This window comes from Sphaerisporangium krabiense (genome assembly GCF_014200435.1).
Classification (GTDB): domain Bacteria; phylum Actinomycetota; class Actinomycetes; order Streptosporangiales; family Streptosporangiaceae; genus Sphaerisporangium; species Sphaerisporangium krabiense.
Genome location: NZ_JACHBR010000001.1, coordinates 5,926,107 through 5,952,672 on the forward strand (window position 1 = coordinate 5,926,107; position 26,566 = coordinate 5,952,672).

General features: G+C 71.1%; 22 protein-coding genes and 2 tRNA genes. 10 read left to right on the top strand and 14 right to left on the bottom strand.

Annotated features, from left to right (window positions below):
* The first annotated feature begins 58 nt into the window (after positions 1–58).
* Both sthA and BJ981_RS25900 read left to right on the top strand, forming a co-directional pair.
* The gene (gene sthA / locus BJ981_RS25895) at positions 59–1,462 is read left to right on the top strand and encodes a Si-specific NAD(P)(+) transhydrogenase (RefSeq protein ID WP_184614594.1); all 1,404 of its coding nucleotides are present in this window, start codon (positions 59–61) and stop codon (positions 1,460–1,462) included.
* A gap of 96 nt (positions 1,463–1,558) precedes the next feature.
* Complete coding sequence (locus BJ981_RS25900; protein WP_184614596.1) at positions 1,559–2,425, top strand: neutral zinc metallopeptidase; 867 nt, start codon at positions 1,559–1,561, stop codon at positions 2,423–2,425.
* A 65-nt stretch (positions 2,426–2,490) separates the two neighbouring features.
* Here the strand turns inward: BJ981_RS25900 and BJ981_RS25905 are convergent, their stop codons facing one another.
* The gene (locus BJ981_RS25905) at positions 2,491–3,666 is read right to left on the bottom strand and encodes a glycosyltransferase (RefSeq protein WP_184614598.1); all 1,176 of its coding nucleotides are present in this window, start codon (positions 3,664–3,666) and stop codon (positions 2,491–2,493) included.
* 179 nt (positions 3,667–3,845) lie between these two features.
* Positions 3,846–5,747, bottom strand: a complete 1,902-nt coding sequence (locus BJ981_RS25910; RefSeq protein ID WP_184614600.1) for a SpoIIE family protein phosphatase — start codon at positions 5,745–5,747, stop codon at positions 3,846–3,848.
* 205 nt (positions 5,748–5,952) lie between these two features.
* On the opposite strand from BJ981_RS25910, the gene BJ981_RS25915 reads away from it, so the two are divergent.
* Complete coding sequence (locus tag BJ981_RS25915) at positions 5,953–6,672, top strand: GAF and ANTAR domain-containing protein (protein WP_184614602.1); 720 nt, start codon at positions 5,953–5,955, stop codon at positions 6,670–6,672.
* Between the two features lie 51 nt (positions 6,673–6,723).
* Here the strand turns inward: BJ981_RS25915 and BJ981_RS25920 are convergent, their stop codons facing one another.
* Complete coding sequence (locus tag BJ981_RS25920) at positions 6,724–7,092, bottom strand: STAS domain-containing protein (protein ID WP_239139617.1); 369 nt, start codon at positions 7,090–7,092, stop codon at positions 6,724–6,726.
* Between the two features lie 225 nt (positions 7,093–7,317).
* Here BJ981_RS25920 and BJ981_RS25925 point away from each other — a divergent pair, with 225 nt between their 5' ends.
* From BJ981_RS25925 to BJ981_RS25935, 3 genes are all read left to right on the top strand, one after another.
* Positions 7,318–8,103 (top strand): SigB/SigF/SigG family RNA polymerase sigma factor, encoded by a 786-nt coding sequence (locus BJ981_RS25925; protein ID WP_184614606.1) that lies wholly within the window; start codon positions 7,318–7,320, stop codon positions 8,101–8,103.
* A gap of 159 nt (positions 8,104–8,262) precedes the next feature.
* On the top strand, positions 8,263–8,718 hold the full coding sequence (locus BJ981_RS25930; protein ID WP_184614608.1) for an ATP-binding protein: 456 nt from the start codon (positions 8,263–8,265) through the stop codon (positions 8,716–8,718).
* Between the two features lie 86 nt (positions 8,719–8,804).
* Positions 8,805–10,142 (top strand): NAD(P)/FAD-dependent oxidoreductase, encoded by a 1,338-nt coding sequence (locus BJ981_RS25935; protein WP_184614610.1) that lies wholly within the window; start codon positions 8,805–8,807, stop codon positions 10,140–10,142.
* Between the two features lie 184 nt (positions 10,143–10,326).
* On the opposite strand, the gene BJ981_RS25940 is transcribed toward BJ981_RS25935, so the two are convergent.
* The 4 genes from BJ981_RS25940 to BJ981_RS25955 all read right to left on the bottom strand — a co-directional run bounded on the left by BJ981_RS25940 (position 10,327) and on the right by BJ981_RS25955 (position 13,816).
* Complete coding sequence (locus BJ981_RS25940; RefSeq protein WP_184614612.1) at positions 10,327–10,515, bottom strand: hypothetical protein; 189 nt, start codon at positions 10,513–10,515, stop codon at positions 10,327–10,329.
* A gap of 3 nt (positions 10,516–10,518) precedes the next feature.
* Positions 10,519–11,742, bottom strand: a complete 1,224-nt coding sequence (locus BJ981_RS25945; RefSeq protein ID WP_184614613.1) for a hypothetical protein — start codon at positions 11,740–11,742, stop codon at positions 10,519–10,521.
* A 6-nt stretch (positions 11,743–11,748) separates the two neighbouring features.
* The gene (locus tag BJ981_RS37570) at positions 11,749–12,708 is read right to left on the bottom strand and encodes a hypothetical protein (RefSeq protein WP_204070613.1); all 960 of its coding nucleotides are present in this window, start codon (positions 12,706–12,708) and stop codon (positions 11,749–11,751) included.
* A gap of 112 nt (positions 12,709–12,820) precedes the next feature.
* Complete coding sequence (locus BJ981_RS25955; protein WP_184614614.1) at positions 12,821–13,816, bottom strand: LacI family DNA-binding transcriptional regulator; 996 nt, start codon at positions 13,814–13,816, stop codon at positions 12,821–12,823.
* A 70-nt stretch (positions 13,817–13,886) separates the two neighbouring features.
* Between BJ981_RS25955 and hisD the strand changes: the two genes are divergently transcribed.
* The 3 genes from hisD to BJ981_RS25970 all read left to right on the top strand — a co-directional run bounded on the left by hisD (position 13,887) and on the right by BJ981_RS25970 (position 19,804).
* Positions 13,887–15,200, top strand: coding sequence for a histidinol dehydrogenase (hisD, locus tag BJ981_RS25960; RefSeq protein WP_184614616.1), 1,314 nt, complete (start codon positions 13,887–13,889; stop codon positions 15,198–15,200).
* Positions 15,201–15,828: 628 nt separating this feature from the next.
* Complete coding sequence (locus BJ981_RS25965; RefSeq protein ID WP_204070612.1) at positions 15,829–18,510, top strand: hypothetical protein; 2,682 nt, start codon at positions 15,829–15,831, stop codon at positions 18,508–18,510.
* 22 nt (positions 18,511–18,532) lie between these two features.
* Complete coding sequence (locus BJ981_RS25970) at positions 18,533–19,804, top strand: hypothetical protein (RefSeq protein ID WP_184614618.1); 1,272 nt, start codon at positions 18,533–18,535, stop codon at positions 19,802–19,804.
* A 99-nt stretch (positions 19,805–19,903) separates the two neighbouring features.
* On the opposite strand, the gene BJ981_RS25975 is transcribed toward BJ981_RS25970, so the two are convergent.
* The 4 genes from BJ981_RS25975 to BJ981_RS25990 form a co-directional block, all read right to left on the bottom strand.
* Positions 19,904–21,577, bottom strand: coding sequence for a TROVE domain-containing protein (locus BJ981_RS25975; RefSeq protein ID WP_184614620.1), 1,674 nt, complete (start codon positions 21,575–21,577; stop codon positions 19,904–19,906).
* A gap of 121 nt (positions 21,578–21,698) precedes the next feature.
* A tRNA-Ser gene (locus BJ981_RS25980) sits at positions 21,699–21,762 on the bottom strand.
* 480 nt (positions 21,763–22,242) lie between these two features.
* A complete protein-coding gene (locus BJ981_RS25985) occupies positions 22,243–22,521 on the bottom strand; it encodes a hypothetical protein (protein WP_184614621.1) in 279 nt (92 codons plus the stop codon).
* Between the two features lie 361 nt (positions 22,522–22,882).
* Positions 22,883–23,326: a hypothetical protein gene (locus tag BJ981_RS25990; RefSeq protein ID WP_184616412.1), complete on the bottom strand. Its 444-nt coding sequence runs from the start codon at positions 23,324–23,326 to the stop codon at positions 22,883–22,885.
* Positions 23,327–23,484: 158 nt separating this feature from the next.
* Between BJ981_RS25990 and BJ981_RS25995 the strand changes: the two genes are divergently transcribed.
* Positions 23,485–23,558: transfer RNA gene (locus tag BJ981_RS25995), tRNA-Pro, on the top strand.
* A gap of 80 nt (positions 23,559–23,638) precedes the next feature.
* Here BJ981_RS25995 and BJ981_RS26000 read toward each other — a convergent pair.
* From BJ981_RS26000 to BJ981_RS26010, 3 genes are read right to left on the bottom strand one after another with little or no spacing between them, the layout of a single operon-like run.
* Positions 23,639–24,850 (bottom strand): tyrosine-type recombinase/integrase, encoded by a 1,212-nt coding sequence (locus BJ981_RS26000; RefSeq protein WP_184614622.1) that lies wholly within the window; start codon positions 24,848–24,850, stop codon positions 23,639–23,641.
* Entirely contained in the window at positions 24,850–25,092 is a 243-nt protein-coding gene (locus tag BJ981_RS26005) for a helix-turn-helix transcriptional regulator (protein WP_184614624.1), read from the bottom strand. Before BJ981_RS26005 ends, BJ981_RS26000 begins: the two co-directional genes overlap by 1 nt.
* On the bottom strand, positions 25,064–26,491 hold the full coding sequence (locus BJ981_RS26010; protein ID WP_184614626.1) for a replication initiator: 1,428 nt from the start codon (positions 26,489–26,491) through the stop codon (positions 25,064–25,066). The genes BJ981_RS26005 and BJ981_RS26010 overlap by 29 nt, the downstream gene beginning before the upstream one ends.
* Positions 26,492–26,566: the final 75 nt, after the last annotated feature.

Below are 26,566 nucleotides of genomic sequence, written 5' to 3' on the forward strand. Positions count from 1 at the left end.
CGCCACGTATGTCAGGTAGGTATTCACCTATTCCAGGCTTCACCGCACACTTGGCGGTGTGTCCGATTTCGAGATCCTTGTTCTGGGGTCCGGCCCCGGCGGGCAGAAGGCGGCCATCGCGGCGGCCAAGCTGGAGCGCACGGTCGCCCTCGTCGAGCGGCGCGACATGGTCGGCGGGGTGTGCATCAACACCGGCACGATCCCGTCCAAGACGATGCGCGAGGCCGTCCTCTACCTCACCGGCCTCAACCAGAGGGAGCTGTACGGCCAGAGCTACCGGCTGAAGGAGGACGTCACCGTCGCCGACCTCACCATGCGCACCGCGCACGTGGTGGGACGGGAGATCGACGTCGTCAGGAGCCAGCTCTCCCGCAACCACGTCACCATGCTGCTCGGCTGCGGCCGTTTCCTGGACCCGCACACGGTCGAGGTGACCGACGAGCGCGGCAAGACCACCAAGGTCACCGCCGACAAGATCATCATCGCCACCGGGACGCGGCCCGCGCGCCCCGACAGCGTGGACTTCGACGACCGCACGATCATCGACTCCGACGGGATGCTGCGGCTGGAGCACGTGCCCGACTCGATGGTCGTCGTCGGCGCCGGGGTGATCGGCATCGAGTACGCCTCCATGTTCGCCGCGCTCGGCACCAAGGTCACCGTGGTCGAGCGGCGCGAGCGCATGCTGGACTTCTGCGACCTGGAGATCGTCGAGGCGCTCAAGTACCACCTGCGCGACCTCGCGGTCACCTTCCGCTTCGGCGAGACCGTGGCCTCGGTCGAGCGCCGGGCGCGCGGCTGCGTCACGGTGCTGGAGAGCGGAAAGAAGATCCCGGCCGAGACCGTCCTGTACTCGGCGGGCCGCAACGGCGTGACCGAGGGGCTCGGCCTGGACGCCGCCGGGCTGACCGCCGACGCCCGGGGGCGCATCGCCGTGGACGAGTTCTACCGCACGGCCGTGCCGCACATCTACGCGGTCGGCGACGTGATCGGCTTCCCCGCGCTGGCCGCCACCTCGATGGAGCAGGGCCGCATCGCCGCCCACCACGCCTGCGAGGAGCCGCTGCGGGGCATGTCGCACCTCCAGCCGATCGGCATCTACACGGTCCCGGAGATCAGCTTCATCGGCAGGACCGAGGACGAGCTGACCAAGGCGCTCATCCCGTTCGAGGTCGGGGTGTCGCGCTACCGGGAGCTGGCGCGCGGCCAGATCATCGGCGACACCTACGGCATGCTCAAGCTGCTGGTCTCGCCCGAGGACCACGCCCTGCTCGGGGTGCACGTCTTCGGCACCGGCGCCACCGAGCTGCTGCACATCGGGCAGACGGTCATGGGCTGCGGCGGCACCGTGGACTACCTGGTGGACGCGGTGTTCAACTACCCGACCCTCTCGGAGTCCTACAAGGTCGCCGCGCTGGACGCCATGAACAAGATCCGGAGAATGGCGCGCTTCGCCGACTGAGGCCCGGTTCCGGGCGGGCGATAAGGTTCCGCCCGACATGTGACGCAACATCATTTGATATCCGACATGCCGCTCGGTTCCCTATGATGCGCGATCATGCGCCGCATCCTCGCCGCGTTCAGCGTGTGCGTCTTCCTGGCCGCCTGTACCGCGCAGCCGCCGCGCGACGAGGTGCCTCTGGGCGTGGGACGGTGGCACGCCGCGCCCGCGCCCACACCCACGCCCTCCGGGGCGCGGGCCCCGGCCAGGACACCGGATCGCGTCATCCCGCCCCAGGGCCGGGACGCCGCCGTCAGGAGCCCCCTCTACGCCGCGCCGAAGACGCCGAGGACGGCCTGCCGCCTTCCCACGGTCCGATCGGGAAGCCTGGCCTCGATGCGGCGGTACGGCAAGGCCCTGTCCGCCTGCCTCGACCGGGTCTGGGCGCGGCAGTTCAGGGCGGCGAGGACGTACTTCACGCCCCCGCGCCGGGTCTTCGTGCCGCGCCCGGTCAAGGACCGCGAATGCGGGACGATGCCCGCCCGCGGCGCCGACGGCACCTACTGCCCGGACACCCGCGTCTACTACGTCCTGCTGGAGCCGGACGACCTGTCCCCGGACGCGACCTCCTCGGTGGCCGACATCATCGCCCACGAGTACGGCCACCACGTCCAGCACATGGTCAACATCCTCGACTGGGAAGGGGAGGCCGAGTACGGCGCCAAGCGCGCCGTCAGAGAAGCCCTGAGCCGGCGGCTGGAGCTCCAGGCGACCTGCCTGGGCGGGGTCGCGCTCCACGCCGTACGCGAGGCGCTCCCGCCGTGGAGCCGGTTCCAGGAGTCCTATCAGGGCACGCTCGAGGCGCGGTGGGTCCGCGACCACGGGCAGCTGGACACGCAGATGCGGTGGCTCGAACGGGGATTCTCATCGGCACGGCCCAAGGCGTGCGACACCTGGACCGTCCCCGCGCGCGCCGTCATCTGACCCCCCCGGCGCGGGAACGACGAAGCCCGTGCCACCCGGGGGTGGCACGGGCCCGGCGGGAGTGGTCAGGCGGCCTCGGCCTCGGCCTCGTCCAGCTCGGCGGGGCGGGCGCGGCCGGTCACGTTCTCGTACACGCGGACCAGCTCGCGGCCGATGCGCTCCATCGAGTACCGGGACCCGGCGCGGTCGGCGCCGGCGAAGCCCAGCGCCGTGCGGCGGGTGAGGTCGCCGAGCAGGGCCCGGGTGCGGCGGGCCAGGGTCGCCGGGTCCTGGGGACGCACCAGCAGGCCGGTCACGCCCTCGACCACCGAGTCCAGGTGGGCGCCGACCGCCGAGGCGATCACCGGGACGCCGCAGGCCATGGCCTCCAGCGCGACCTTGCCCTTGGGGGCGGCGACCGGCAGCGTGAGGACGACGTCCGCGCCGCGCATCAGCTTCGGCATCGCGTTGTGGGTGACGTGGCCGAGCAGCGTGACCCGGTCCTCCACGCCGGCCTCCTTGGCCAGCAGGGTCAGGCGCTCCAGGTCGCGCTCGGCCTCGGGGGCGTTGGGAAGGGGGCCGCCGGCGATCACCAGCTCCGCGCCCGGAATGCCGTCCAGCGCCCGGATCGCGATGTCGGCGCCGCCGCCCCGGCCGATGTGGCCGACGTGCAGCAGGCGGGGACGGTCGCCGCGGGCCCCGGCCGGGCCCTGGCGGCGGAAGCGCTCGACGTCCACGCCGTGCGGGACGACCGCGATGTTCCTGCGCGGCACGCCCAGCCGGATCAGGTCCGCCGCCTCGCTCGCGCAGGCCGCGACCACCGCGCCGGCCCGCCGCCCGATCGCCCGCTCCAGCTTGGTGCGCGCCGCGGCCTCGCGGTCGCCCGGACGGGCGCCGAGCGGGGTCCCGGCGTGGAAGGTCTGCACGATCGGCACGTCCAGGCCGTCGATCGCGGCGACCGCGGCCAGCCCGCCGGTCCAGGAGTGGGCGTGCACGACGTCGGGGTGGTCCTTGGCCCAGCGCTCGCGCAGGTGGGCGCTGAAGGCGGAGATGTGCGGCATGACCGCGCTCTCGGGGAGCGGCCGGGCCGGGCCCGCCTCCAGGTACTCGATCGCCACGCCGGTGGCCACCTTGCCGCGCGGCTTGCGGTCGGCGGCGTCGCGGCGCGTGTAGATGGTGACGCGGTGGGCAGCGCTCAACTCACGGGCGACGGCCAGGAGGTCGGAGGAAAGTTCGTGCACGGAGACGAAGGCGATTTTCACGGCACACCTCAGGGAAGCCGGGTCACGACGGACCCGCGAACGTACTGAGTTGTGCCTGCGTCTTAGGCACGAAATCTGTATGTCAGTGTACCGATGTCAGTTAAGCGGCAAACCCCTTTCGCGAAAAAATCTTGCAAACCCCTGCCCCGGATCCGCCCGGGCAGACCCCGCGGCGGGGATCAGCGGGCACGCCGCAGGGCCAGGACCGTCGTCTCGTCCAGCACCTGACCACCGGAGAAGGCCAGGTGGTCGTCCTCGACGGCCTTGACCACCGACGTCGCCGGCTGCCCCGCGCACCGGGCCAGCACCTCGGTCAGGCGGCCCTCCCCGTAGGCCAGCTCGGCCTGCCCCGACCTGCCGCGCGAGCCCGCGAGACCGTCGGAGTACAGCACCAGCGTGTCGCCGATCGCCAGCGCGACCTCCTCGACGGGGAACTTCGCGCCGGTCTCGATGCCGAGCGGCATGCCGCCCCCGGAGGTGTAGCCGACCTCGCCGTCCGCCTTCAGCACCGCGGGCGGGTGGTTGCCCGCCGAGGCCAGGCGGACGCGCCCGCCGCGCCGGCCCGGCGTGACGAAACCCGCGGCCACCATGACGAACATGCCGGTGTCCTGCACGACCAGGGCGTCGTTCAGCCGCGCGACGACCTCGGCGGGGTCGTCCTCCCAGACGCTGAGCGTGCGCAGGCCGCCGCGCACCAGCGCGGTCACCGACGCCGCCTCCTCGCCCTGGCCGACCACGCCGCCGAGCGCGAACCCCCAGCCGTCCTTCACCCGGAAGACGTCGTAGAACTCGCCGCCGATCGCCCGCGGCCCCGCGCCGGTGTGGTAGGCCGCCGCCGTGTCGTACCCGGGGATCTCCGGCAGCGTGCGCGGCAGCACGCCGGTCTGCAGGGTGTCGGCGGCCTGCGAGCGGTCCTGGAAGGTGCGCTGGGCGCGCAGGGCCAGCCCGATGTGCGCGCCGGCGTCCTCCATGAGCGCGAGGTCGGCCAGGCCGAACGAGGGACGCTCGCGCAGCCGCAGCAGCGTGAGCACCCCGGCCGTCTCCTCGCCCGCGCCGATGGGCACGCTCAGCACCGAGCCCGCCCGCGCCGCCTGCAGGACGGGCACGCCGTCGGGCAGGGCGCCGAGCAGTGAATCGTCCTCGACCATCTCGTGGACCACGCCCGTGCCTCTCTCCAGCACGTGCGAGATCAGCGGCGCCGCGGCGGGGGAGAGGCGCTCCAGCGTGCGGATCAGCCGCGACACCGGCTGGTTGGTCGGGCCGAGCACCAGCGACCGCCGCGCCACCCCCTCGCGCACGACGTCGGCGATGACCCAGTCGGCGGTGTGCGCGGCCAGCAGGCGGCCCGAGCGGATCAGCGCGACCGGCTGGCTCAGGCTCTCCTCGTCCAGCAGCAGGCGGGTGAGCTGCGACAGCAGCTCCTGGCGCCGGGCGCCGGCCAGGAGCTGCGGCTCGTCCGGCGTGGCGTCCTGCTCGACCGCGCGGCCCGGCTCGGGCGTGCGCGCCTCGACCGGCAGCGCGACCGCCGCGATCATCTCCTGGGGCTCCCCGGCCATGCGGAGCTGGGTCAGGACGAGCTGCACGTTGTGGGCGCGCCCCTGATGGGCCAGCCGCGTCGGGAACGCCGCCGTCTCACCGGTGTGCAGGACGGCCGTCAGGTGCGAGCGGAACGCCGCCCGCCGGGAGACGTCCACGAGCAGCGGGAACGCGCGGCCGGTGAGGTAGCCGTCGGGGCTGCCGAGCAGGCGGGACGCCTCGGCGTTCACCCGCCGCACGTTGCCGGAGGCGTCCAGCACGATCACCGGCACCGGCATCGCCCGGTAGAGCGTGCGCAGCAGCTTGAGCTCGCGGTTCGCGCCGTCCCTGCCGCCCGGCCCCGCCGGCCTGCGGCGCGACTTGCCGAGCTCTCCGATCGCCCCCCGCAGCAGGTCGCGGGCCGTGTCCAGCTCCACGAGCGCGGCGTCCAGCGTCGGCCCGGGGTCGGCGGGGTAGGCCGCGCGGGCCTGGCGCAGCGACGAGATGCGGGCGGTCAGCCCGCTGAGCGCCTGTTCCAGCGCGGGCAGGTCGGTAGGCTCGGTCAATTGGACGTCCTTCGTGTCACCGGGCGGGCGTTCCCCTGCTAGACGGTACGTCAACTACGGCGGCACGGCGCCCGCGCGTCGAAGAGCATCTCATGACGCGAATTAACCTGAGGCTTCGGGGAACCGAGACCCGCACATGAAGGCTGCTCACGACGCCCTTGGAGCCCTGCGTATGGAGACGGTGCTGTAGACGATGGTAGAGACGATGCGCATGTTCAGCCCCGCCCTCGCCCGTGATCTCGCGGCGCTCGGCCGCGTCCACGAGGGCACCTCGATGGAGAGCGTGCTGCGCGGCATCACCGGCGCCGTCGCCGTCGGCGTCCCGGGGTGCGCCGGCGGCACCGTCGAGCTGCGGCGCGACGAGCGGCTCATGTTCTCCGCCTCCCACAGCGATCTGATCGCCCTGGTCGACCGCGAGCAGGCCCTCGGCGAGGGGCCCGCGCTGGAGGCCGTGGCCAGCCGCAGGAACGTCCTGGTCCCCGACCTGCTGCAGGAGACGCGCTGGCCCCGGTACGCCGCGACCGCCGTCCACTACGGCGTGCGGGCCGCGCTCGTGCTGCCGATCGCGATCGAGGACGCCACGCTCGTGCTCGGCCTCTACGCGGTGCGGCCGGGCGCGTTCACCGGCGGCTCGGCCGACCCGCTCGCCGCCCTGCTCACCGAGCACCTCACCGTGGCGCTGGCCAACATCTCCGACTACGACGAGGTGCTCACCGACGCCGCCCAGCTCCAGGAGGCGCTGGCGGGCCGCTCGGTGATCGACCAGGCCAAGGGCATCATCATGCACGCCAGCGGATGTTCGGCCGAGGCGGCCTTCGACGAGCTGCGCCGCCTGTCCCAGCACCACCAGGTCAAGGTCGCCGACCTCGCGCGGCTGCTGGTCAGCGAGCACCAGAGCAAGCACGGCGGCGCCGCACCGTCCTGAGCCGTCCCCGGGGCGCCGCGGCTCAGGCGCGGCGCCCGGACGGCCGCGGGCTCACCCGCGGAAGGCGGCCAGCGCCTCCTCCAGCGTGTCGTACAGGGGGAGCCGCTGGGCCAGGCCCGTGACCCACATCACCTTGGAGTTGGAGTACTGCACCCCGACCAGGGCGAAGTGGCCCTGCGCCGCCATCGTGCGCTGCCAGTGATGGACGATCAGGCCGAGGGCCCGGGAGTCCATGAACGTGACGCCCGCCAGGTCGAGCACCAGGTCGGGGCCGTGGTCGTCGGTGATCTCGGCCAGGCTGTCGGTGAACTGCTGGCGTGTGGTGGCATCGAGGATGCCGCTCACCCGGACCACCGGTACGTCCTCGGCAACCGCCGAGGTAAGGGTCAAGGCCGACTCGGCCTTGTCGGGAACGGTCACCACGCGCCTCCTCACCGCATCCTGGCGCATGGCGCCAACCCCATCGGGGGGTCAATCGCAACATTACTGTTGCCCAGGGGGTAGCAATACTCTTGATTTCTGGGGAATACTGGAGCCGAGGTCCAGCAGAGGGCCTCGTCTCGACCGTAGTACGCGAGGCGACGCCTGCTCTGCATGGGTTCAGGCGGCTCCCGCCTCGCTTGCAAGGCATACGAGGGAGCAGCAATGGCTGCCGAAGACCGCAGCACTTCCCCCCAGATCGACGTCACCGCCGAAGACCTCCTCCGTGAGCTGGCCGAGCCCGCCATCACCGAGGATCGCGCGGCGCGGCTTCGCGAGATGATAGTCGAGATGCACCTTCCCATGGCGCGTGAGATCGCCCGCCGCTACCGCCACCGCGGCGAGCCCATGGAAGATCTGCTCCAGGCCGCGTACGTCGGCCTGATGAAGGCGATCAACGGCTTCGACGCCGAGCTCGGCCACAGCTTCAGGGGCTACGCCATGGTCACGATGACCGGCGAGGTCAAGCGGCACTTCCGCGACCGCACCTGGGCCGTGCGGGTGCCGCGCCTCTACCAGGAGCGGCGCTCCGAGCTCAACCGTCTCGTCGCCGACTTCACCCAGGAGCTCGGCAGGTTCCCCACCGTCGCCGAGCTGGCCGAGAAGATGGGCATCTCGGAGGAGGACATGCTCCTCACGATGGACGCCTCCGCCGCCTACAGCACCCTGTCGCTGGACGCCCCGATGGGCGCCGACGACGACGCCGCCGCGCTCGGGGACGTCATCCCGGACGACGACGACGAGCTGGCCACCCTGGTCGACCGCGAGGCGATGAAGCCGCTGATCGACCGGCTCCCGGAGCGTGAGCGCAACATCCTGCTGCTGCGCTTCTACGGCAACATGACGCAGGCGGAGATCGCCGCCGAGTTCGGCATCTCGCAGATGCACGTCTCGCGGATCCTCCGCAAGGTCCTCGACCAGCTCCGCGCACAACTTGTGGGCGCGAGCTGATTAGACGGGCGATCCCGGGGCACTCAATCGGGCGGAACGCGGCTTGCGTGCAGGCCATCACCATCGCGAAGGGGTGTCCCGGGGTATCTTCATCGATGTATGACGGTATTCCCGGGCACAGGGTGACCTAGTCTGATCGCTCATGGAGGCGGTTATCGGGTGAACGAGGACGGTATCCCTCCTCCTCCCCGCTTCCTCGCGGACGGGGGCGGCACTTCGCTGTTCCCGTTGGGCGTGCCGGCCAGGGAGCTGACCTTCTGCGTCGCCGACCTGCCCGAGGTGCGGGACTTCGCCGCGCTCCAGGCCCGCAGGGCCGGAATGGCGGAGGAGAGCATCGGAGACTATCTCGTCGCCGTCAACGAGGTCGCCACCAACGCCGTGACACACGGTTCGGCCAAGGCGCGGCTGCGCGTGTGGTGCGAAGGCGGCGACCTCCTCATCGACATCCACGACGACGGCCACTGGATCGTCGAGGAGCAGCCCGGGATGATCGCCCCGCACGATTATTCGACGAGCGGCATGGGCCTGTGGGTGGCGCGCAGGCTGACCAAGGCGCTGACGCTCCGCACCGGCGCCACGGGGACGAGCCTCACCATGCGCTTCCAGATCCGATAGCTGGGATATACCCGGCAAAGCTGACAATTCTGGCAAAGCCGATAAAGCCTCTGTTCGGCGGCGTCGGACGGGGTACGTCCGCAACCATGAGGGAGCGAACCCCGCGCGTGCTCATCGTCGGTGGCGGCCACACCGGCATGTTCGCCGCCCTCCGCCTCCAGCGCAGGCTCCACCCCGGCGAGGCCGCCATCACCCTGGCCGACCTGGACTCCTACATGACCTACCAGCCGTTCCTCCCCGAGGCCGCGGCCGGCAACATCGAGCCCAGGCACGTCGTCATCTTCCTGCGCCGCGTCCTGCCCGCCTGCGCCATCCTCAGCGGCCGGATCCTGGACATCGAGCTCTCCTCGCGCTCGGCCGGGTTCCAGCCCTACGAGGGGCCGCCGCGCCGGCTGCGGTACGACCACCTGGTCTTCGCGCCCGGCTCGGTCTCCCGCACCTTGCCCATCCCCGGGCTCGCCGAGTGGGGGATCGGCTTCAAGAACCTCGAAGAGGCCATCCACCTGCGCAACCACGTGCTCGCCCAGCTCGACCTCGCCGCCTCGACCACCGACGTCCGAGTACGGCGCAGGGCCCTCACCTTCGTCTTCGTGGGCGGAGGCTACGCCGGCGTCGAAGCCCTGGCCGAGCTGGAGGACATGGCCGCCGACGCCTGCCGCTACTTCCCCTCCATCGAACGCGAGGACATGCGCTGGATCCTCGTCGAGGCCACCGGCGAGATCCTGCCCGAGGTCGGCCCCGAGATGGGACTGTGGACCGCCCAGCAGCTCCGCGGGCGCGGCATCGAGGTGCGCACCCACACCCTGCTGAGATCGGCCGTGGACCGCCACATCGTCCTCAGCGACGGGGAGGAGTTCGACGCGGGCACCCTGGTGTGGACGGCGGGCGTCAAACCGAACCCGCTCGCCGCGAGCGGCGACCTCCCCCTCGACGAGCGCGGCCGCGTCAAGGTCGACGCCTACCTGCTCGTCGAGGGCACCCACTTCGCCTTCGCCGCCGGCGACAGCGCCGCCGTCCCCGACCTCCTCCACCCCGGCCAGACCACCCCGCCCAACGCCCAGCACGCCGTCCGCCAGGCCGCCCTGCTCGCCGACAACCTCATCGCCACCCTGCGCGGCAAGGAGCGGCGTCCGTACGTCCACCGCAGCGCCGGGTCGGTGGCCGGCCTCGGCCGCTACCGGGGCGTGGCCAACGTGTACGGGCACCGGATCCGGGGCTACCCGGCCTGGCTCCTGCACCGCGCCTACCACCTGTCGAAGGTGCCGAGCTTCGAGAAGAAGTCCCGCATCATGGCCGACTGGATCATGGGTTTCTTCTTCCGCCGCGAGATCGTCTCCCTGGGCGCCATGCAGGACCCCCGCCAGGAGTTCGAATACGCCGCCCGCACCACCCCCATCCGCGAACGCATGCTCGCCCGCGGCTGACCCGCCCCCCACATCCCTCCCCGTCCGCGAACGCACGCTCGTCCGCGTCCGACGCGTTCCGCACGTCCCTCCCCATCCGGTGACGCGTGATCGCGACAGCCGACCCGTCTCGTACATCCCTCTTGGAACGACGACGAGGGGGCGCCGGGATGGCGCCCCCTCGTCGTCCGGTACTTACGCGCCGTCAGCGGCGGGTGCGACGGTAGCCGCCGCGCCACGAGCCGACGCTCGAGGTCCCGATGCCGGCCTGGTGCAGGGCCAGCAGGCACAGCCCGAGCGCGATCAGCGCGGTGGTCGAGATCCCGATGCTGGAGCCGATGAGCGCCAGCACGAAGGCGAGTCCGAAGACGATCGCCGCGACGATGGCGAGCATGTGTTACCTCGATTCGTGACGTGCCGGGGAACCCGCCTGCCCGGCGTTCCCGTGGGTGAGTCCCACCAGCTCCTCCAGGAGCGAGCGGTAGTCGCGCAGCGCCAGCCGGAGCCGCTCGGTGTCGCCGTCGCCGCCGTTCTTCCAGCGGTCGGCGAGATTCTTCCTGCGCGTGGTCAGCGCGTCCACGGCCTCCTCGACGAGCCGGTCGGCCCGCTCCACGGCGTCCCGGGGGTCGTCCACGAACCCGGCCTGAACCTCGCGCCACCGCCCGAGGAAGTCCCCGTCCGCCGAGCCCCGCCCGTCACCCAGGCCGTTCCCCCCGGCCCGCACGCCCGCGCCCGGACCCAAGCCGACGCCATCCGTGGCGCCGTCCGCGGTCACGCCGTCAGAAGCGCCGTGCGCGATCGCGCCACCGGGAGCCCCATGCGTGGTCACGCTGTCGGGAGCGCCGTGTGTGATCGCGCCACCGGGAGCCCCGTGCGTGGTCACGCCATCAGGGGCGCCGTCATGCGCGATCGCGCCGTCCGTAGCGCCGTCGCGCGCGGTCACGCCGTCGCGGTCCAGGTCGGCCGCGTGCGAGGACTCGTGCGCGGCGTCCTTCGCGACCGTGAGTCCCGCCCGGTCCTTCGTCGTCACCTCGTTCTCCCTCACCAGGTCGTCTCCCTTGTCGTGCTTGTCATGGCCTGTGTCCGTGAGGCCGGGACCGGTCACCGGCCCGCTGGTCGTCGTCAGCTCGTCCGTCCCCGCCCGCTCCGCCGGCTTGGGGTACACGATCAGGTCGGCGGCCTCCGGAGGCTGACCGAGCCGCCCGGTCGGCTCGAAGTCGAGGACGGGATCAGGCGTGGGCCGCGCCTCACCGTGCGCCCCGGCCCCGCCGGCCCGTCCGGGCTGCGTGGGTACGGAGTCGGGGTCGCGCAGCGCGTCGTCCCGCTCCCGCCGCCGCTCCGCGTCCCGCGCCTCGGCCGGCTCGGCCAGGTCGGACCCGGGGGAGGTGGCGGTGTGCGCGGGGTCGGCCGTGCCGGAGGGAGCCCGGCCGTTCTCGGCGCGCGCGTCACGAAGCCCGCCGAGCCCCTCGTCCGCGAGCGACCCGCCCGCACGGTCATGGTCCGCCAGGTCCACCCGCTCGTCCGCGAACGGCCCGCCCGCACGGTCGTGGTCGGCCAGGTCCACCTGCGCCCGCCCGCGCGTCACCTCGTCGTCGGCCTTGTCTCGGCGATACGGTTCCATCGCTGGTCAGCCTCCCTGAACGTCCTGGTCCCGGCCATCACGCCGACCGGGGACCTCGACGGCCTCGTGCCGCCCGCGCTCCCCGCGGCCCGGCTCGGCGAGCCGATCGTCCGCCTCCCGGCGGACGCCCTCGTGACGCCCGTTCGCGTCGCGCAGGTACTCCTCGCGCACGTTCGTCTCGCGCAGGCCGTCGTGGCGCACGTTCGCGTCGCTCAGGTCCTCGCTGTGCACGTCCTCGCGTCGCACGTCCTCGCGGCGGGCGGCAGGAACGCCGCCGTCATGCGCCACCGCCCGGTCGTGGGCCGCCGTGCCATCGTGCGACGCCGTGCCGTTGTGGGCGGCCGTGCCGTCGTGCGACACCGTGCCGTCGTGCGACCCGGTGCCGTTGTGGGCGGCCGTGTCATCACGGTGCCGGGCCCGGCCGGTGAGGTTGCTCGTGGTGTCTTCCAGCAGTTCCTCGAACAGGGCGCGGTAGTGCACCATGGCCTGCCGCAGTTCCTCCGTCGAGGCCTCCTGACGGGCGGCGCGGCTGCTGATCTCGTGCGCCGCGCGGTAGTGGTCCAGCGCCCGCCCGTGGGCGACGGACAGGTCCGACACCTGCTGCTCGAAGCCCTCGGTCGGATACCCCCGGTCGGCCATCACGGCCGTCACCAGGTGGTCCGCCTCGGTGACCGCGAAGCCGGGAGCGTCGACGAACCGCTCCTGCACCTCGGTCCACTTCTTGGCGTAGGCGGAGCGGCTCTCCGGCGCGAGCGGCTTGATGTCCAGCTCGGCGTGCCGCTGCTCTCGTTCGCGTAGTTCCTGCTCGGCCTCGCGACGGCTCTCGCTCGCGCGGAGCGTCCTGTCGTACTCCGGTCCGAAGCGTTCCTGGAGCCGGTGCCTCCGCTGCCGCTGCGCCATGAGGTAGCCGACCGCCAGGATCGCCACCACCACGGCTAGGACGACGGCCACCCAGGCGATGGTCATGTCTGCCTCCGGGTTTGTCTGCGTTTGTCAACCCCCCGACTGCCCCGCACGGCCACCCCAAAACGACCCGGTCCCACCTCCGCCCACCCGCCCGCGTTCAGGCGGGCCGTCGTCACGGCGCGGCGGCGTGGGTGGCCCGGCGGACCAGGGTCGCCGCGTGCAGCACCCGGCGCTGCCCCAGGGCCGGATCGGCCAGGCGTTCCAGCAGGAGGTCCACGGCGGTGACCGCCATCGTCCGCAGGTCCGCGGAGACGGTCGTGAGGCCGATCTGGGCGAGCGAGGCCAGGGGGATGTCGTCGAAGCCGACGACCGACACCTGGGAGGGGACGTCCACCCCGGACGACCGGGCCCGGTGGAGGGCGCCGATCGCGAGGACGTCGTTGGCGCAGAAGATCGCCGTGGGCGGCCGGGGGGCGCCCATGAGCCGGTCGAAGCCGTCGCTTCCGGTGGCCAGGTCGAACGCGCCGTGCACGACCAGGCCGGGCGACAGGGCGACGCCGGCGGCGGCGAGGGCGTCCCGGAACGCCTCGGTGCGGGCCCGGGCCGTGCTGGTGTCCGGCGGACCGCCGATCATGCCGATGCGCCGGTGCCCGAGGCCGAGCAGCAGCTCGGCGGCGAGCGTGGCCCCCGCGCGGTTGTCCGCGACGCTCACGTCCCCCCATTTCCCCGCCTGCTCGCGGTTGACCAGCACGAACGGCACGCCACGCCGGCCGAGTTCCTCCGGCGCCGCCGAGCCGGCGCGGACCGTGGCGAGGACGGCGCCGTCCAGCGACCCGTCCAGCAGCGGCTCGCAGTCCAGCTCGCTCACGTCGTCGTCGTGGACCACCACGGCCAGGTAGCCCCGTTCGTGCAGCCGCGCGATCAGGGGGTCGAGCAGGGCGGCGTAGAACGGGTTGCCCAGCTCGCCGATCACGACCCCGATCCGGCGGGTGCGGCTGGTGGCCAGTGAGCGGGCCGTCTGCCGCGGCACGTATCCGAGCTGCCGGGCGGCCTCCCGCACCCTGCGCCGGGTGGCCTCCGAGGTCCCGCGCATGTCCCGGAGCGCACGCGAGACGGTCGCCTGCGACACGCCCGCGAGCCTGGCGACGTCGAAACTGGTGACGGACACGCGGTCAAGCATACGTATTCCAGCACTTGGCGCAGTTGACGTGTATACGTATGCAATCCATGCTGCCAGCATGCTCTCACCAGCGACAACACGGCTCAAGACGCCCGCCGCGCCCCAGGGCGACGCCGCCGCCGCCGACGTCACGGACATCGTGCGGGGAATCATCGAGGAGGTCCGCCGGCGCGGGGACGAGGCGGTGCGCGAGTACTCCGAGAGGTTCGACGGCTGGAGCCCCGAGGACTTCCTGCTCGGCCCGGACCAGGTCCGCGCCGTCGTCGGCGGCCTGCCCACCACCTTGATCGACGACATCGTCACCGTGCAGCGCAACGTCAGGGAGTTCGCGCTGCGCCAGCGCGAGTCCATCACCGACTTCGAGGTGGAGACGAGCCCGGGCGTCCACCTCGGCCAGCGCAACATCCCCGTCGGACGGTCCGGCGCCTACGTCCCCGGCGGCCGGTACCCGCTGGTCGCCTCCGCCCACATGACCATCGTCACGGCCAAGGTCGCCGGGGTCGGATACGTGAGCGCGTGCACCCCGCCGATCCGCGGCGAGATCCCCGCGGCCACCGTCGCCGCGATGCACCTGGCGGGCGCGGACGAGATCCGCCTGCTAGGCGGCGTTCAGGCGGTCGCGGCCCTGGCGCTCGGCACCGAGAGCATCCCCAAGGTGGACCTGATCGCCGGGCCGGGCAACGCCTACGTCGCGGAGGCCAAGCGCCGGCTCTACGGCACGGTGGGCATCGACCTGTTCGCCGGGCCGACCGAGATCCTCGTCGTCGCCGACGAGCACGCCGACCCGTTCGTCGTCGCCGTCGACCTGCTCAGCCAGGCCGAGCACGGCCCCGACTCGCCGGCCATCCTCATCACGACCTCGGCCGGCGTCGCCGAGCGGACGATGCGGTGGATCGACGACCTGCTGCCCACCATGCCCACCCGGGACCTGGCCGGCCCGGCCTGGCGTGACCACGGGCAGGTCATCGTGGTGGACGGCTCCGTCGACGCGGCGCTCGCGCTGGCCGACACCTTCGCCGCCGAGCACGTGGAGATCCTCACCGAGAACCCCCGGCGCGCGCTCGAGGTGATGACGAACTATGGGGCGCTGTTCCTCGGCGCCGGCACGTGCGTCTCCTACGGCGACAAGGTGATCGGCACCAACCACACGCTCCCCACCCGGGGCGCCGCCCGCCACACCGGCGGCCTATGGGTCGGCAAGTACCTCAAGACGGTGACCTATCAGGAGGTGACCGACCCAGCGGCCAGCGCCCACCTCGGCGAACTCTGCGCCCGAGCCTCCCGCGTCGAGCAGTTCGAAGGCCACGCCCGCAGCGCCGACATCCGCCACCTCGGCCAGAACGTCCCCTGGCTCCCCCCGGCCTCCCTCTGATGACCGGCTAGACGGCGCCGGACAGTCTGGCGAAATGCTGGACCACGGCGTGTGCGCCGGCGGCGACCTCCTCGGCCAAAGCGTGGCGGCGGGGGTCCGCCGGGTGATTCATGATCCACACCATGGAGATCTGGAGGATCGGGCCGGTCTCGCTCGGGCGGAGGAGGATGGCGTCGCCGCCGTTGAGACGTTCGGGCCGCCGGCCCTGCCACAGTCGATACCAGTGACCACGCTTGTCGTCGAACGCCAGGTGTCTGTCCCCTTGCGGATTGAGCAGCGTGAAGCCGAAGGGGGAGTCGTGAGGGCCAGGTGTCCAGGCTCTTCCCGCATCTTCATGAACTGTCCTAACTGCATGGGTGAGAGTCTTGTCCGCATGGCCGGATGGTGTAGCGGGTTGATCGAATCGTTGTATTCCCTGACATATGGCCAATCGGCATAGACCGATCGAGAGAAAAGGCTGGCGGCCGACCGGAAGCCAGGATTAGCCTGAGCACACAATCCCATATGCTGATTATTCGGCCGATCTTTTACCTGCAAACGGCGGCATAGTCTGACATCGTCTGCATACATCCTGATTTCGGACATTTGCCGCGAAGTAGCGTCCAGTTCCGGCTGTCAGGGGAAAACCATGCCGACTCCCGCCTCCGCCCCCATTCCCGCCGCGGGCCCGCCGAATCCGCCGCCGCCCTCGCCTCCCACCGCGCCCGTCCTGGACAACTCGGCGCGGGAGATCCTGAAGGGCACGCTCGTGCCGGTGCAGGTCACGGTGGCGGCCGGCGAGCCGGGCGGTGGCATCGCCAAATCCGGCGCCATCCGACAACTGGCCCTGAACCCCGGCGAGACCGCGGAGGTCCGCGACCGGCTGCGGGACGCGGCGGCGCGGGCCGGCTCCGACGCGGCCGGCGTCTCCGAGGCGACGTTCGAGCTGCTCCAGGCGTTCGAGGAGCCGGCCGTCCCCGCCCTGCGCCCGAGCCTCGCCGCGATCTCGCGCGTGCCCGCCGGTGAGCTGACGGCGTTCGCCGAAACCCTGCTCGGCCGGCGCGCCGAACGGCTGAAGGCGACGGACGCGGCGCGCGAACCGGAGGCGAGCGGCCGTGCCGCGCAGGCGGTCAACACCGCGGCGGTCGCGCTGCGCGGGCTGCTCGCCGTGACCGCGCCGCCGGTCGGCATGCTCAACCTGGAACGCATCGAGATGGTCCCGGTGGGAATCCAGCGCGGCGAGCTCGTGGCGACCATCCCGCTGGCCCCCGGCGAGGAGACCGCGGTCACGCACACCGAGTGGTCGGTCACGTCCCGGGAGTTCACGACCATCGTCACCGACTCGCTGGAGGAGGTCAGCGAGACGGGCGTCACCGACAACACCGACCTGGCGCAGTCGACGTCGTCGCAGAGCCAGCACTCCAACCAGTTCAACATCACCGGAACGGTGCAGGGCGGCATCCCCATCATCTCCGGCTCCAGCACCACCGGCTTCACCGCCCAGGGGTCGGAGTCGGCGTCCGCGAGCGAGAGCGTCAAGCACGCCCGGACGACCACCCAGAAGGCCGCGTCCCGGTCGCGGCGGGAACACAAGGTCACCATCTCGACGAAGACCGAGACGGGCGCGTCCGAGACCTCGACCCGCATGCTGCGCAACCCGGGCAAGGACCCCATCCGGGTCGACTACTTCAGCCTGATGCGCAAGTGGCGCGTCCGGCTGTACCGCTACGGGCTGCGTCTCACCTACGACATCACGGTGCCGGAGCCGGGCGCGGCCATGCGGCGCGCGTACGCCGAGCTGGAACGGCTGCGCGCCCAGCAAGGGCCGTTCGAGTTCGACGTGAAGTACTCCGACATCACGACCGACAAGGTCGACCAGAACGGCAGGCCGGACCCGGGCGGGGTGCCCAAGTACCGGTGGCTCGCCGACCGGCACGGCGTGGCGGTCCGGCCGTACCCGGAGGAGCCGACGCCGCTGACCGTCAGCGCGCACGTCAGCACGGGCGGCGGCTGGTACTTCCTGGACCTGGAGTTCGAGGTGCCCGGGGGGACGCGCGTCCGCGAGATGCGGCTGGACGCGCAGATCGGCAAGGACGATTCGGACGACAGGATGAACTTCGACGTCATCGGCGCCCACGCCGAGCCGGGGTGGGGCGGCCTGAGCGGGCCGCTGATCATCCGCGACCACAAGATCATGTCGGTCGGGTCCGGCGTGCCGTACATGGCCGGCTTCACCGGCCGACACAAGGTCACCTTCTTCTTCCACCACTCCGAGCAGGTGTTCGCCGGGCTGACCGTGCTGCGCGAGCTGACCCCCGAGGCCGTCGAGCAGTGGCGTACCGACGTCTGGAACACCCTGTACACCGCCGCCCAGACCAGGTACTTCGCCCAGCAGCAGGAGATCGCCGCCCGCATCGCCGCCATCGAGGAGCGGCTGGAGAGCGTCGACACGCTGACCCTGCGGCGCGAGGAGAACGACGAGCTGATGAAGTGCGTGCTGCGCTTCGTCCTCGGCCCCGACTTCGACTTCATGCCGGACGACGTGCTGGCCGCGTTCACCGCCGCCGGGGTCGATCTGCAGCACGGCATCGGCTTCGACGGGCCGGGCCTGGACCTGAGCCCTCAGCAGTGGTCGGTGCTGCGGCGGCACGAGGACGTCATCCGGTTCCTCAACCAGGCCATCGAGTGGGAGAACGTGGTCACGTTCCTGTACTCCTACTTCTGGGACGTCCCCCCGAGCTGGGACTTCGTCCGCCGGCTCCGGCACCCCGACCCGAGCCGGCAGGCGTTCCTGCGCGCCGGCAGCGCCCGCATCGTGCTCACCGTGCGCAAGGGCTGGGAGGAGCGGTGGATGCGCTTCGCCGAGGGCGGCGCGGTGGACGCGCAGATCCCGGCCCCCTACCTGTCGATCGCCAAGGAGATCGCCGCGTACGACGACCGCAACTATCCGGGCATCCCGCCCGCGAATCCGGGCCGGGCGGCCGTCCGCCTCCAGGACGCCGTCTTCACCACCTGTTCTGCGGACATCGCGCCGAGCCCCAACCCGGTGACGATCAAGGTCGAGAGCAGCGACGGCTTCGTCGTCGGGCTGCCGGTGGTCATCGACGTGGAGGACGACCGGCGCCTGCAGGAGGCGCAGACGGTGACCGCGATCCCCGACGCGACGCGCATCACGGTCGCCCGGATCACCGTCGCGCACCGCGGCACCCAGTCCCCGGTGCCGATCCTGCAGCCGGGGGAGAAGGGCGCGCTCATCGCGGAGTGGGGCGACTACACCCCGTCCTCGGGAACGGACATCGCCATGACGTCCAACCTCACGACGATCTCCTAGACGGCGCCCGACGACGATGACGATGAGGGACGTCGGCGCGGAGGTCCTGGGGCTCCAGCCGCTGCCGCTCTTCCGGCGCGGCCCCGCCGCGGAGGTGGAAACGGATCCCGGCGCGCTGCTGCCCGGCGGTGGCCTGCGCAAGTTCGCCTGGAAGGTGCTCGACAAGGCGGCGGCCGACGGGATCGCCTACCACGAGGCCGCCTACGGCCCGGGCCACGGGAAGGACGCCGCGGGGCGCGCGTTCGCGCTGGAACGCGACTCCGGCACGACACGGCTGTTCTTCGTCTGGCTGCCGGGCGCGCTGGCGGGCCGGCTGAGCCGCGGCGCGCTGACCGCGCCGCTGAACTTCCACGTCCTGTTCCACCCGCCCACGTACGAGACCGAGTACACCGGCTCACGGCCCTACTGGCGGGGCAGGCTGCGCGCGGACGGGGTGCCGTACTACGTGAAGCTGGGCATCCGGTACCTCTGCAACGACTTCAAAGGCGTGGCCCACCACGTCATGGCCGTCACCGAGCGCGACCCGAACCTCGCCTACGTCGTCCCGGTCGCCGACGTGGCCGGGAACTTCGCCGACCTGCTCACCCCGGCCGGCATGCTGGGCGCCCTCGGCGACGTCTACCGTGCCCTGACGACGTCGCTGAAGGGCCCGGCCCAGTTCGACCGGATCGGCGCCGTGATGCTCTCCGCGTACAGCCGCAGCGGCGACCGGCTGGTCCAGCTCATGCGCCAGGTCGGCCGCACCCCGTTCTTCACCGAGCACCTCACCCAGTGGAACGGGTTCGACATCAACCTCGGCGACAACGACGCCCAGCGGCTGCCCGAACTGGCCCGGCTCTGGACGGCCACGCGCCAGTGGGCCCAGCTCAACCGCAGGGCCCGCGCCTACCTGTACACCTCCTATCGCAGCCACTACAACCAGTGCCTGGCCGACCCCGAGCCCGGCGGCCGCGGGTGGACCGATCGCGCCGACCTCGACCTGGAGGACGTCTCCTGGTCGGACGGCCCCGCCCAGAAGGTCCGCGGCCAGGCGCGGGGCGTCGCCTCGGAGGCGTACGGATCGGACGCGCGGTTCGGCCTGGTCTGCCTGCCGGTGTCCTTCTTCCGCTTCTACCTCCAGAACCATGACCAGAACGGCAACGTGGTCATCGTCGGCAACCAGCAACGCGGCTGGCACGACGGCGACTACGACATCGGCCGCGCCCACGGCCACGGCCTGTTCCTCCGCGGAATGATGTCCCACGCCCTGGCCCACGCCGACCCGCTCTTCTTCACCCCCAAAGCCACGCGGTGACCCCGCGCCCGGCGTGGAGCCGGCCCCGGGGCGGATCGCCCCTGGGCCGGCTGATCCTCACCTACACGCCGACAAGAGATGCCACCGGTCGTACGCCCATCAGGCGCGGATGAAGCCGTTCACGACCAGCGGCAGCGAGGCGTCCAGGCCGGCGATGTTCAGCACGCCGTCGTCGCGGGGGTCGCCGATCGAGTGGCCGGTGGCGGTCATGGACGCCACGATCACCCGGGCGGCCGCGCTCACCGAGTGCCGGTAGGCGGTGAGCGCCTGTGAGGCGTGGGCGCGGCCGGCCCAGGTCTCGTTGTCGGTGAAGAGCACGACCCCGTCGACCTCGAGGTGCTCGTCTAGGGCCCAGCTGAAGGGGAGCGACAGGTCGGTGCCGCCGCCGGAGGGCTCCCAGCGTGCGATCTCGCGCAGGTTGGTGCGCGGGGTGATCTTCGAGGTGTGGACGCGGGTGTCGACCTCGATCACGTGGACGTTCCCGTTCTCGATCCGCGCGAGCATGACGGCCATGGCGCAGCCGGCCTCGTAGGCACTGGCGATCACGGATCCGCCCACGACGATCTGCCCGCCGCCCCAGCGGCCGCTCATGGAACCGGAGGAGTCGACGGCCACCAGGAGGCGCTTGCCGGACGGCTCGACGGTGCCGAAGGCGAGCTCGTAGGTCTGCTCCAGGGCGTCGAGGACCGCCGGGACCGGCTTCCAGGTGTGCGCGTCGGCGCGCGGGTTCGGCCGGGAACGCCCGGACGCGTAGACGCGCATGGCCAGCCAGGCGTCCATCGGATGGATCCGCGCCCGGCGAACGGCGTCCGCGTCCGTGAGCCGCGCGACCGCGCGCCGGGTGGCGTCGCCCATGGGCTTGAGCGTGCCGATGCGGGTCATACGGGCCAGGTTGCGGATGAGCGCGGTCATGCCGACCGTGTCCACCAGGGCGTCCCACACGCCCGGCTCGCGCAGCATCGCATCCGGCAGGAACTCCCACGGCACCCGGGCCTCGGTCACCACGCGCACCGCCTGCTCCGCCGAGGTGACGGCCTTGGCGGTGAGGAATCGGTCGACGGCCGGCAACTCATCGCGGGCCTCGTCGTCGGTGACGTTCCCGGCGATCCAGCCGAACAGCGCCTTCCGCTGCTCTGTGTCAGCGACCGGGTGGGCGATGCGCAGCACGTCACGCACGTCGAACGCCTCGCCCTGCGGCGTCCTTCGCTGCCGGGCCTTGCAGACTCGGAACGCCACGTCGTCCGCGCCGCCCTCCAGGAACCACGAGCCGAGCGCCGTGCGCAGGCTGCGGCCCACCACGGGGGCGGTGCCGCGGCCGGTGGCCTTGCCGCCGAGGTTCTTGTAGTAGCCGAAGAACGCCGCCAGGTGGTCGGTGGTGCGGGCGACCTTGGGCAGCGCGAGCTTGGCGGCCTGGCGGGTGTCGGCGTCACCCTTGGCGTAGGCGGCGGCGAGCGCGAACAGCGCCGGGCGGTTCTTCGGCGCGCGCGGCGGGCGCGCGGTGGAGATGTCGGTCAGCGCCCGGACGACGCGGGGGCCGTCCTCGGCGATGGCCTGGAACAACACGCCGGCGTTGTCGGCGGTGAGCCTGCCCTCGCCGACGTAGTAGGTGCCGCCCGTGGTGCCCAGGATCAGGAAGTCCTCCAGACGCGTCCACAGATCCTTCGCGAACACGTATCCGTCGGCGGCGTTACGGACCTGGTCGGCCCGGCCGGGGATGCGCCGCGTCTGCGGGGTGGCGTGGGAGGTGACCGCTGCGAGAGGGTCACGCGACATGACGGCCTCCGTATGGTTCGACCCGCCGGAGCGGCGGATGTAAGGGGGCGGGGGAGCGGATGTGGTGGTGCCTGCCGGTGTTGAGCCGGTGTCCTGGACCGCTGGACGACGTCCCGCGCCGTGCGGGGCGGCAGGATTCGAACCCGCGTTGCCGGCGCCGGATGACCGGCTCGACTTCGACCCGCTCTCCCCATGGCGGTGGCCGGCTCTATGGGCGGCACGGAGGTGCCGTATCGACCGGTTTCGTTACGGGCCGCGGACGGCCCGGCAGGATTCGAACCCGCACCCACCATGAGTGATGACCGACCAGCCTCGACCCGTACCACCGACAGGACCGACGAACGATCAGGTCGGGAACCGGCACGGATATGGGTACGCCCACCGGCCTTTTTGGTGCTCTGCCAACTGAGCTACACAGGCGAACCTGTGGCGGGACTCGAACCCGCGACCGCCCCATTAATAGTGGATAACCGATGAGACTTCGACCCGTGCCGATTCCGGACCTGACCGGTCCACCGCGCCGGGAGCGGACACGGATGTGTTAGTGGCCACCGGCGGGTATCTATGGGAAAGATGACCGATGCCCTTCGACCCGTGCTCCTCCAAGCGCGACGAACTGATCTCCACATTAGCGAGTGAACGTGAATCGCACACATGGATTTCCCTCACACGGGCCATTCCCACATTCGGCCGCTTTCGAGCCGCGAAGACCACGGCGGTCGCTTCGCCGCCCCGGGCACCGGTATCGCCGCGCACCGCAGGGCGACCCGCGACATGGGCAGCGCTCCACTGATGAGAGGCACCCACCAGTACAGGGCGTTGGCGACGTCGTAGATCCTGGTGGTGGGCCGGGCAAGGCCGAAGTCGATACCGAGCGGGATCGGAGCGTCGGCGCAGCCGGCATCGTGCAGGTGGCGGAGGAACGCCTGAATCGTCGCGGTCAACCGACGCGCCGCCGGCGAACGGTCTCCCCGACGCGCACGATACCGGCCGTGACGCCGTCTCCGATAAGCGGTTCAGTGCGGCTGTCGCGATCGGCAGGCGTCACCGAGTGCCTCCAACTGCGCGGATATCGATAGCGGACCATCGGCTGACGCCGGCGACCCAGGCGATCCAGTCGCCGCACGGGCGCACACTGCCAAGCGGCGGCATCCGATCACAGCCTGACCCGGAAAAAGGCATGATCCTGCGATGGCCGATCCGCCTCCGGACCGCAGAGTCAGCCGTAGATCTCGACGCTACCGATCGCGCAGGGCAGACAGGGCCTGTAGCTCAGCAGTCTTCGCCGGTCCGCCGCCTCCGCCCCTACCCCCGTCCCTCTTCGTGTTCGTGTTCGTGTAGGGCCGACAGTGCCGCGGTCAGCACGGTCTCGATGTGGGACGTGCCCTCGGCCGGTCTCTCGTAGAACCCGTCCTCGTAGCTGTAGCCGACGTCCAGACCGCTGTCGGTGAGCCTCCGTGCCCACCTGAGCGCCGTATTGATCTTCGTCTGCGGTACCTGCCCGCCCTGGGCGATCGCCGAGAGGTTCCTGAGGTTCGTCGCGGGCCCGCTCTGGTTGTGCGCCCGGTTGAGCTTCCAGGGAAGCGCGCGCCCATGATCCATCATCGGCTTGGCAAGCCCCGCCAACCGCTTGGCCTGCAGGATCCCCGACTCGGTCACCCCGAAGTGCGCGGCCAGCTCCGCATTGGACCGCCCCGACGCCACCAGCCGCCGCAACTCCTCGCGATCGATATGAGCCTTACGCCCCACCCTCAACCTCTCCTTCCACCCGCGAACGCCCCCGGCCCCCATGTTCCCGCCACGTTCCACCCCGGCGCCACCCGCACCGCCCTCCCACCCCCGCCAGGCACGCGTACGCAGGACTCCTGGATCTGCGCTAAGGTTGTTCTTGCTCACCCAGTGAGCACCGGGACGTAGCGCAGCTTGGTAGCGCACTTGACTGGGGGTCAAGGGGTCGCAGGTTCAAATCCTGTCGTCCCGACAGACGAAAAGGTCTGTCGAGCTGAGGGAAACCTCAGGTCAACAGACCTTTCTTCATGTCGGCCAGATCGTCGGGCGTCTCTAGACCGCCCGCAGCCGGGGACCACTTGGGGACCGGCGCACCGAGAGATGAGCGCTCAACGCCTCTCCCGCATCGGCGATCGAGCGTGCATCCGGGTGAAGGTAGCGCTGCGTCGTACTCAGCGAGCCATGACCGGCGATCTTCCTGAGCACATGCACCGGCACGCCGGCATCCGCCATCCAGGTCAGGCCCGTGTGCCGAAGATCGTGGCGCCGAAGATGCTCGAACCCCAGCTTGGTCACCACCTCGTCCCAATGGGTCGCGTCCCGGAGAACCGCGGTGGTGATCCGACCGCCGCGCGGCCCGGTGAACAGCCTGCCCGCCGGGTCCGAGCCGAGCGCATCGAGCCGACGAGCTACCAGGTCTCGAACCTCTGCGATCAACGGGACCTTACGAGCCCGCTTCCCTTTCGTGCCCTTGTCCGCCAGGCCGCCGGGACTGGGCGTGGTCTGGCGGCGAACCGTCCAGGTCCACGAGGCACGGTCGATGTCACCGGCCCGTACCCCGGACACCTCGCCGATCCGAGCAGCGGTACAGGCGGCAAAGATGACCACCTCACCCCACCCCTGATAGGCGCCGGCCGAGCGCTCCACCAACGCCGCGGCAAGCCGGGTCAGCGTCTCCCAGTCAGGCAGCGCCAGCGCGCGAGGATCATCCAACTCGTCTTCCGCCCGCTGGTACTCCCTGCGCCAGCCGGTCACCCGGGCGGGGTTGCGATCGATGATGCCGTCACGGACGGCTTGTTCCATGACGCGCACGAGCACAGCCAAGCTGTTCTTCACGGTCGACTGGCCACATTCATCGGCGATCCAGCCATGGACGGCACGGTCAACCACCCCGTTGGAGATCAGCCGTATGGGCAGGTGGCCAAGTGTCGGCACCACCCGCCTACGCCAGCCAGCAAGGTAAGGGTCCAGGGTCTTGCTCTCCAGACCGCGAAGCGCCAGGGGCATCACATTCCCGCCATACTCGGCGAGCGTCGCCGTAGCCGCGAGGGGATCGATGCCGCCGCGGGCGGCGTCCTCCATCTCCTTGATCCACGCTTCCGCGGCTTCCAACGTGTCCACTGATTCGGACTTGGACTTGCGTCGTTTGGTGGCCGGATCGAACCAGCGAACCCGGGCGCGATACGGGTTGGGTCGTCCAGGCCGATGCTCCACGTCCGATGACAGGGCGATGCCGACCGGCAGTGATTGCTTCAGATCGCGCATCAGGCGACCTTGCCCGGGTCGATGCGACGACTGGCCAGCCACTGCCGAACGTCCCGCACGTCGTAGAGCGTCAGGCGTGAAGAGACTTGCACGAACGGAGGCCCCTGGAGAGGGCGCGCGGTGCGCCATCGGCGAAGCGTCGAAGGGTCCACCTTCAGCACCCGCGCCAATTCCTCCGTCGTGTACCAGCCTTCCTCGAAGAGGATCACCGCCTCATTGGAAATCGTCACGGGGGTGGACATTCGAAGCCTCCTTTCCTTCGTGTGCTGACACGTTGCGCGACCCGGAGAGACCTGTAGCGAGCACTGATTCGCCAGCGGTGTAGCCCTGTCCGGCGTACCTCCAGTGGGCGACGACGAGGGTTGTCTCATCGCTGTGAGGACCGGTGCGGCGATTGGTGCGGTAGTCGATGCGGGCTTGGCGGAGCCGTCCCAGGGTGGTGGAGTAGGCGCGGGATTTGGTGGAGAAGTGGCCGCGGAAGCCGAGCATGTGCGCCCACTTGCGCAGCTTCAGCGGGAGCAGTCGCGGGTGTACGTCGAGGTCGCCGAGGTTCCAGGCGGTTCGGATCAGGCGTGCGGCGTGGTCGGTCACATCGAGCTTTTCCAGGCGTGGCAGGTCGCAGGGGCGGATTCGGCGGTCCAGGGTGCCGGAACTCTCGGCGGCTTTGGTGGCGTACTTGGCGATGTAGCCGGCGACCTTCTGTTCGTTCAGCTCGCCCGCTTGGTCGTCTAGTTCGCCGAGGTCGATGGGTTTGACGTCGATCTGTTCGCCCCAGACCAGCTCTGTGGTTTCTTGCCCGAGGTGTGGCGCGTCCAGTGTCGAGGCGCGGGCAGCGGTGTGGATGGCGTCGGTCAGCAGCTCTACCGTGGCCCAGGGCGGTGGTGGGATGACGTCGGCGGGATCGTCGGTGCGTCCGTCGATGCGGATGACGGCATGGAAGTGCACCACGCCGCGGGCCTGATACTCGGCGACTTTGGCGAAGCTGACCCGCGCGCAGCGGTTGAAGGCGGCATGCGTCAGCCCGGTGGCGGTGGCCAGGTGACGGCGCAGGTAGATCGTGAAGCGGCGCCACAGGTCACCGGCGTGCGCGTTCCACAGCACGTGCCCGATGTAGTCGTAGCTGGCCGGGTCGAGGGGTTGCCCGATCGCGGGATCACCGGGGGCGTGATTCTTCCAGCAGGCCGGCCCGGTCCGCCGAGGGCGACAGGTGACGGGCTTGCCGCTCTTGTCGGGGCCGCGGTGCACAGGCCCGAACGACGGCGCGGTGAGCGTGGCCAGCACCCGCGGATGTGTGCGCACTGTGGCGGGAACGTCTTTGCTGCCGCCGAGAAGCCCGGCGCGGATCAGGTGGTAGGTATCGCGGCGGTAGGTCTCGGCGCAGGAGGGGCAGCGGGAGGCGCGACGGTTGCCGCAGCGCACCAGCAGTTGCCCGTGCGGTTCACCGATGGTGCTGTAGTGGTCGAGGATCTGCCCGGTACCGGCGTCGATGGTGGCGGTTTCCCCGGACAGGCGTACCGGTTCGGCGCAGCCGCCCAGCCGGGCGACCTGGTCAAGCCAGCGGGTGAGGTCTTTGCCCGAGCGGCGGGCCAGGTCACGAATGACCGGCCCGACCAGATCGGCGAGCGGCGCGGGGGCGCTCAACGAACGTTGCTCCCTTCGTGGGCGGTGATCTTTTCGGTGTGGGTGATGACGATGACCGAGGCGCAGGCGGGGCAC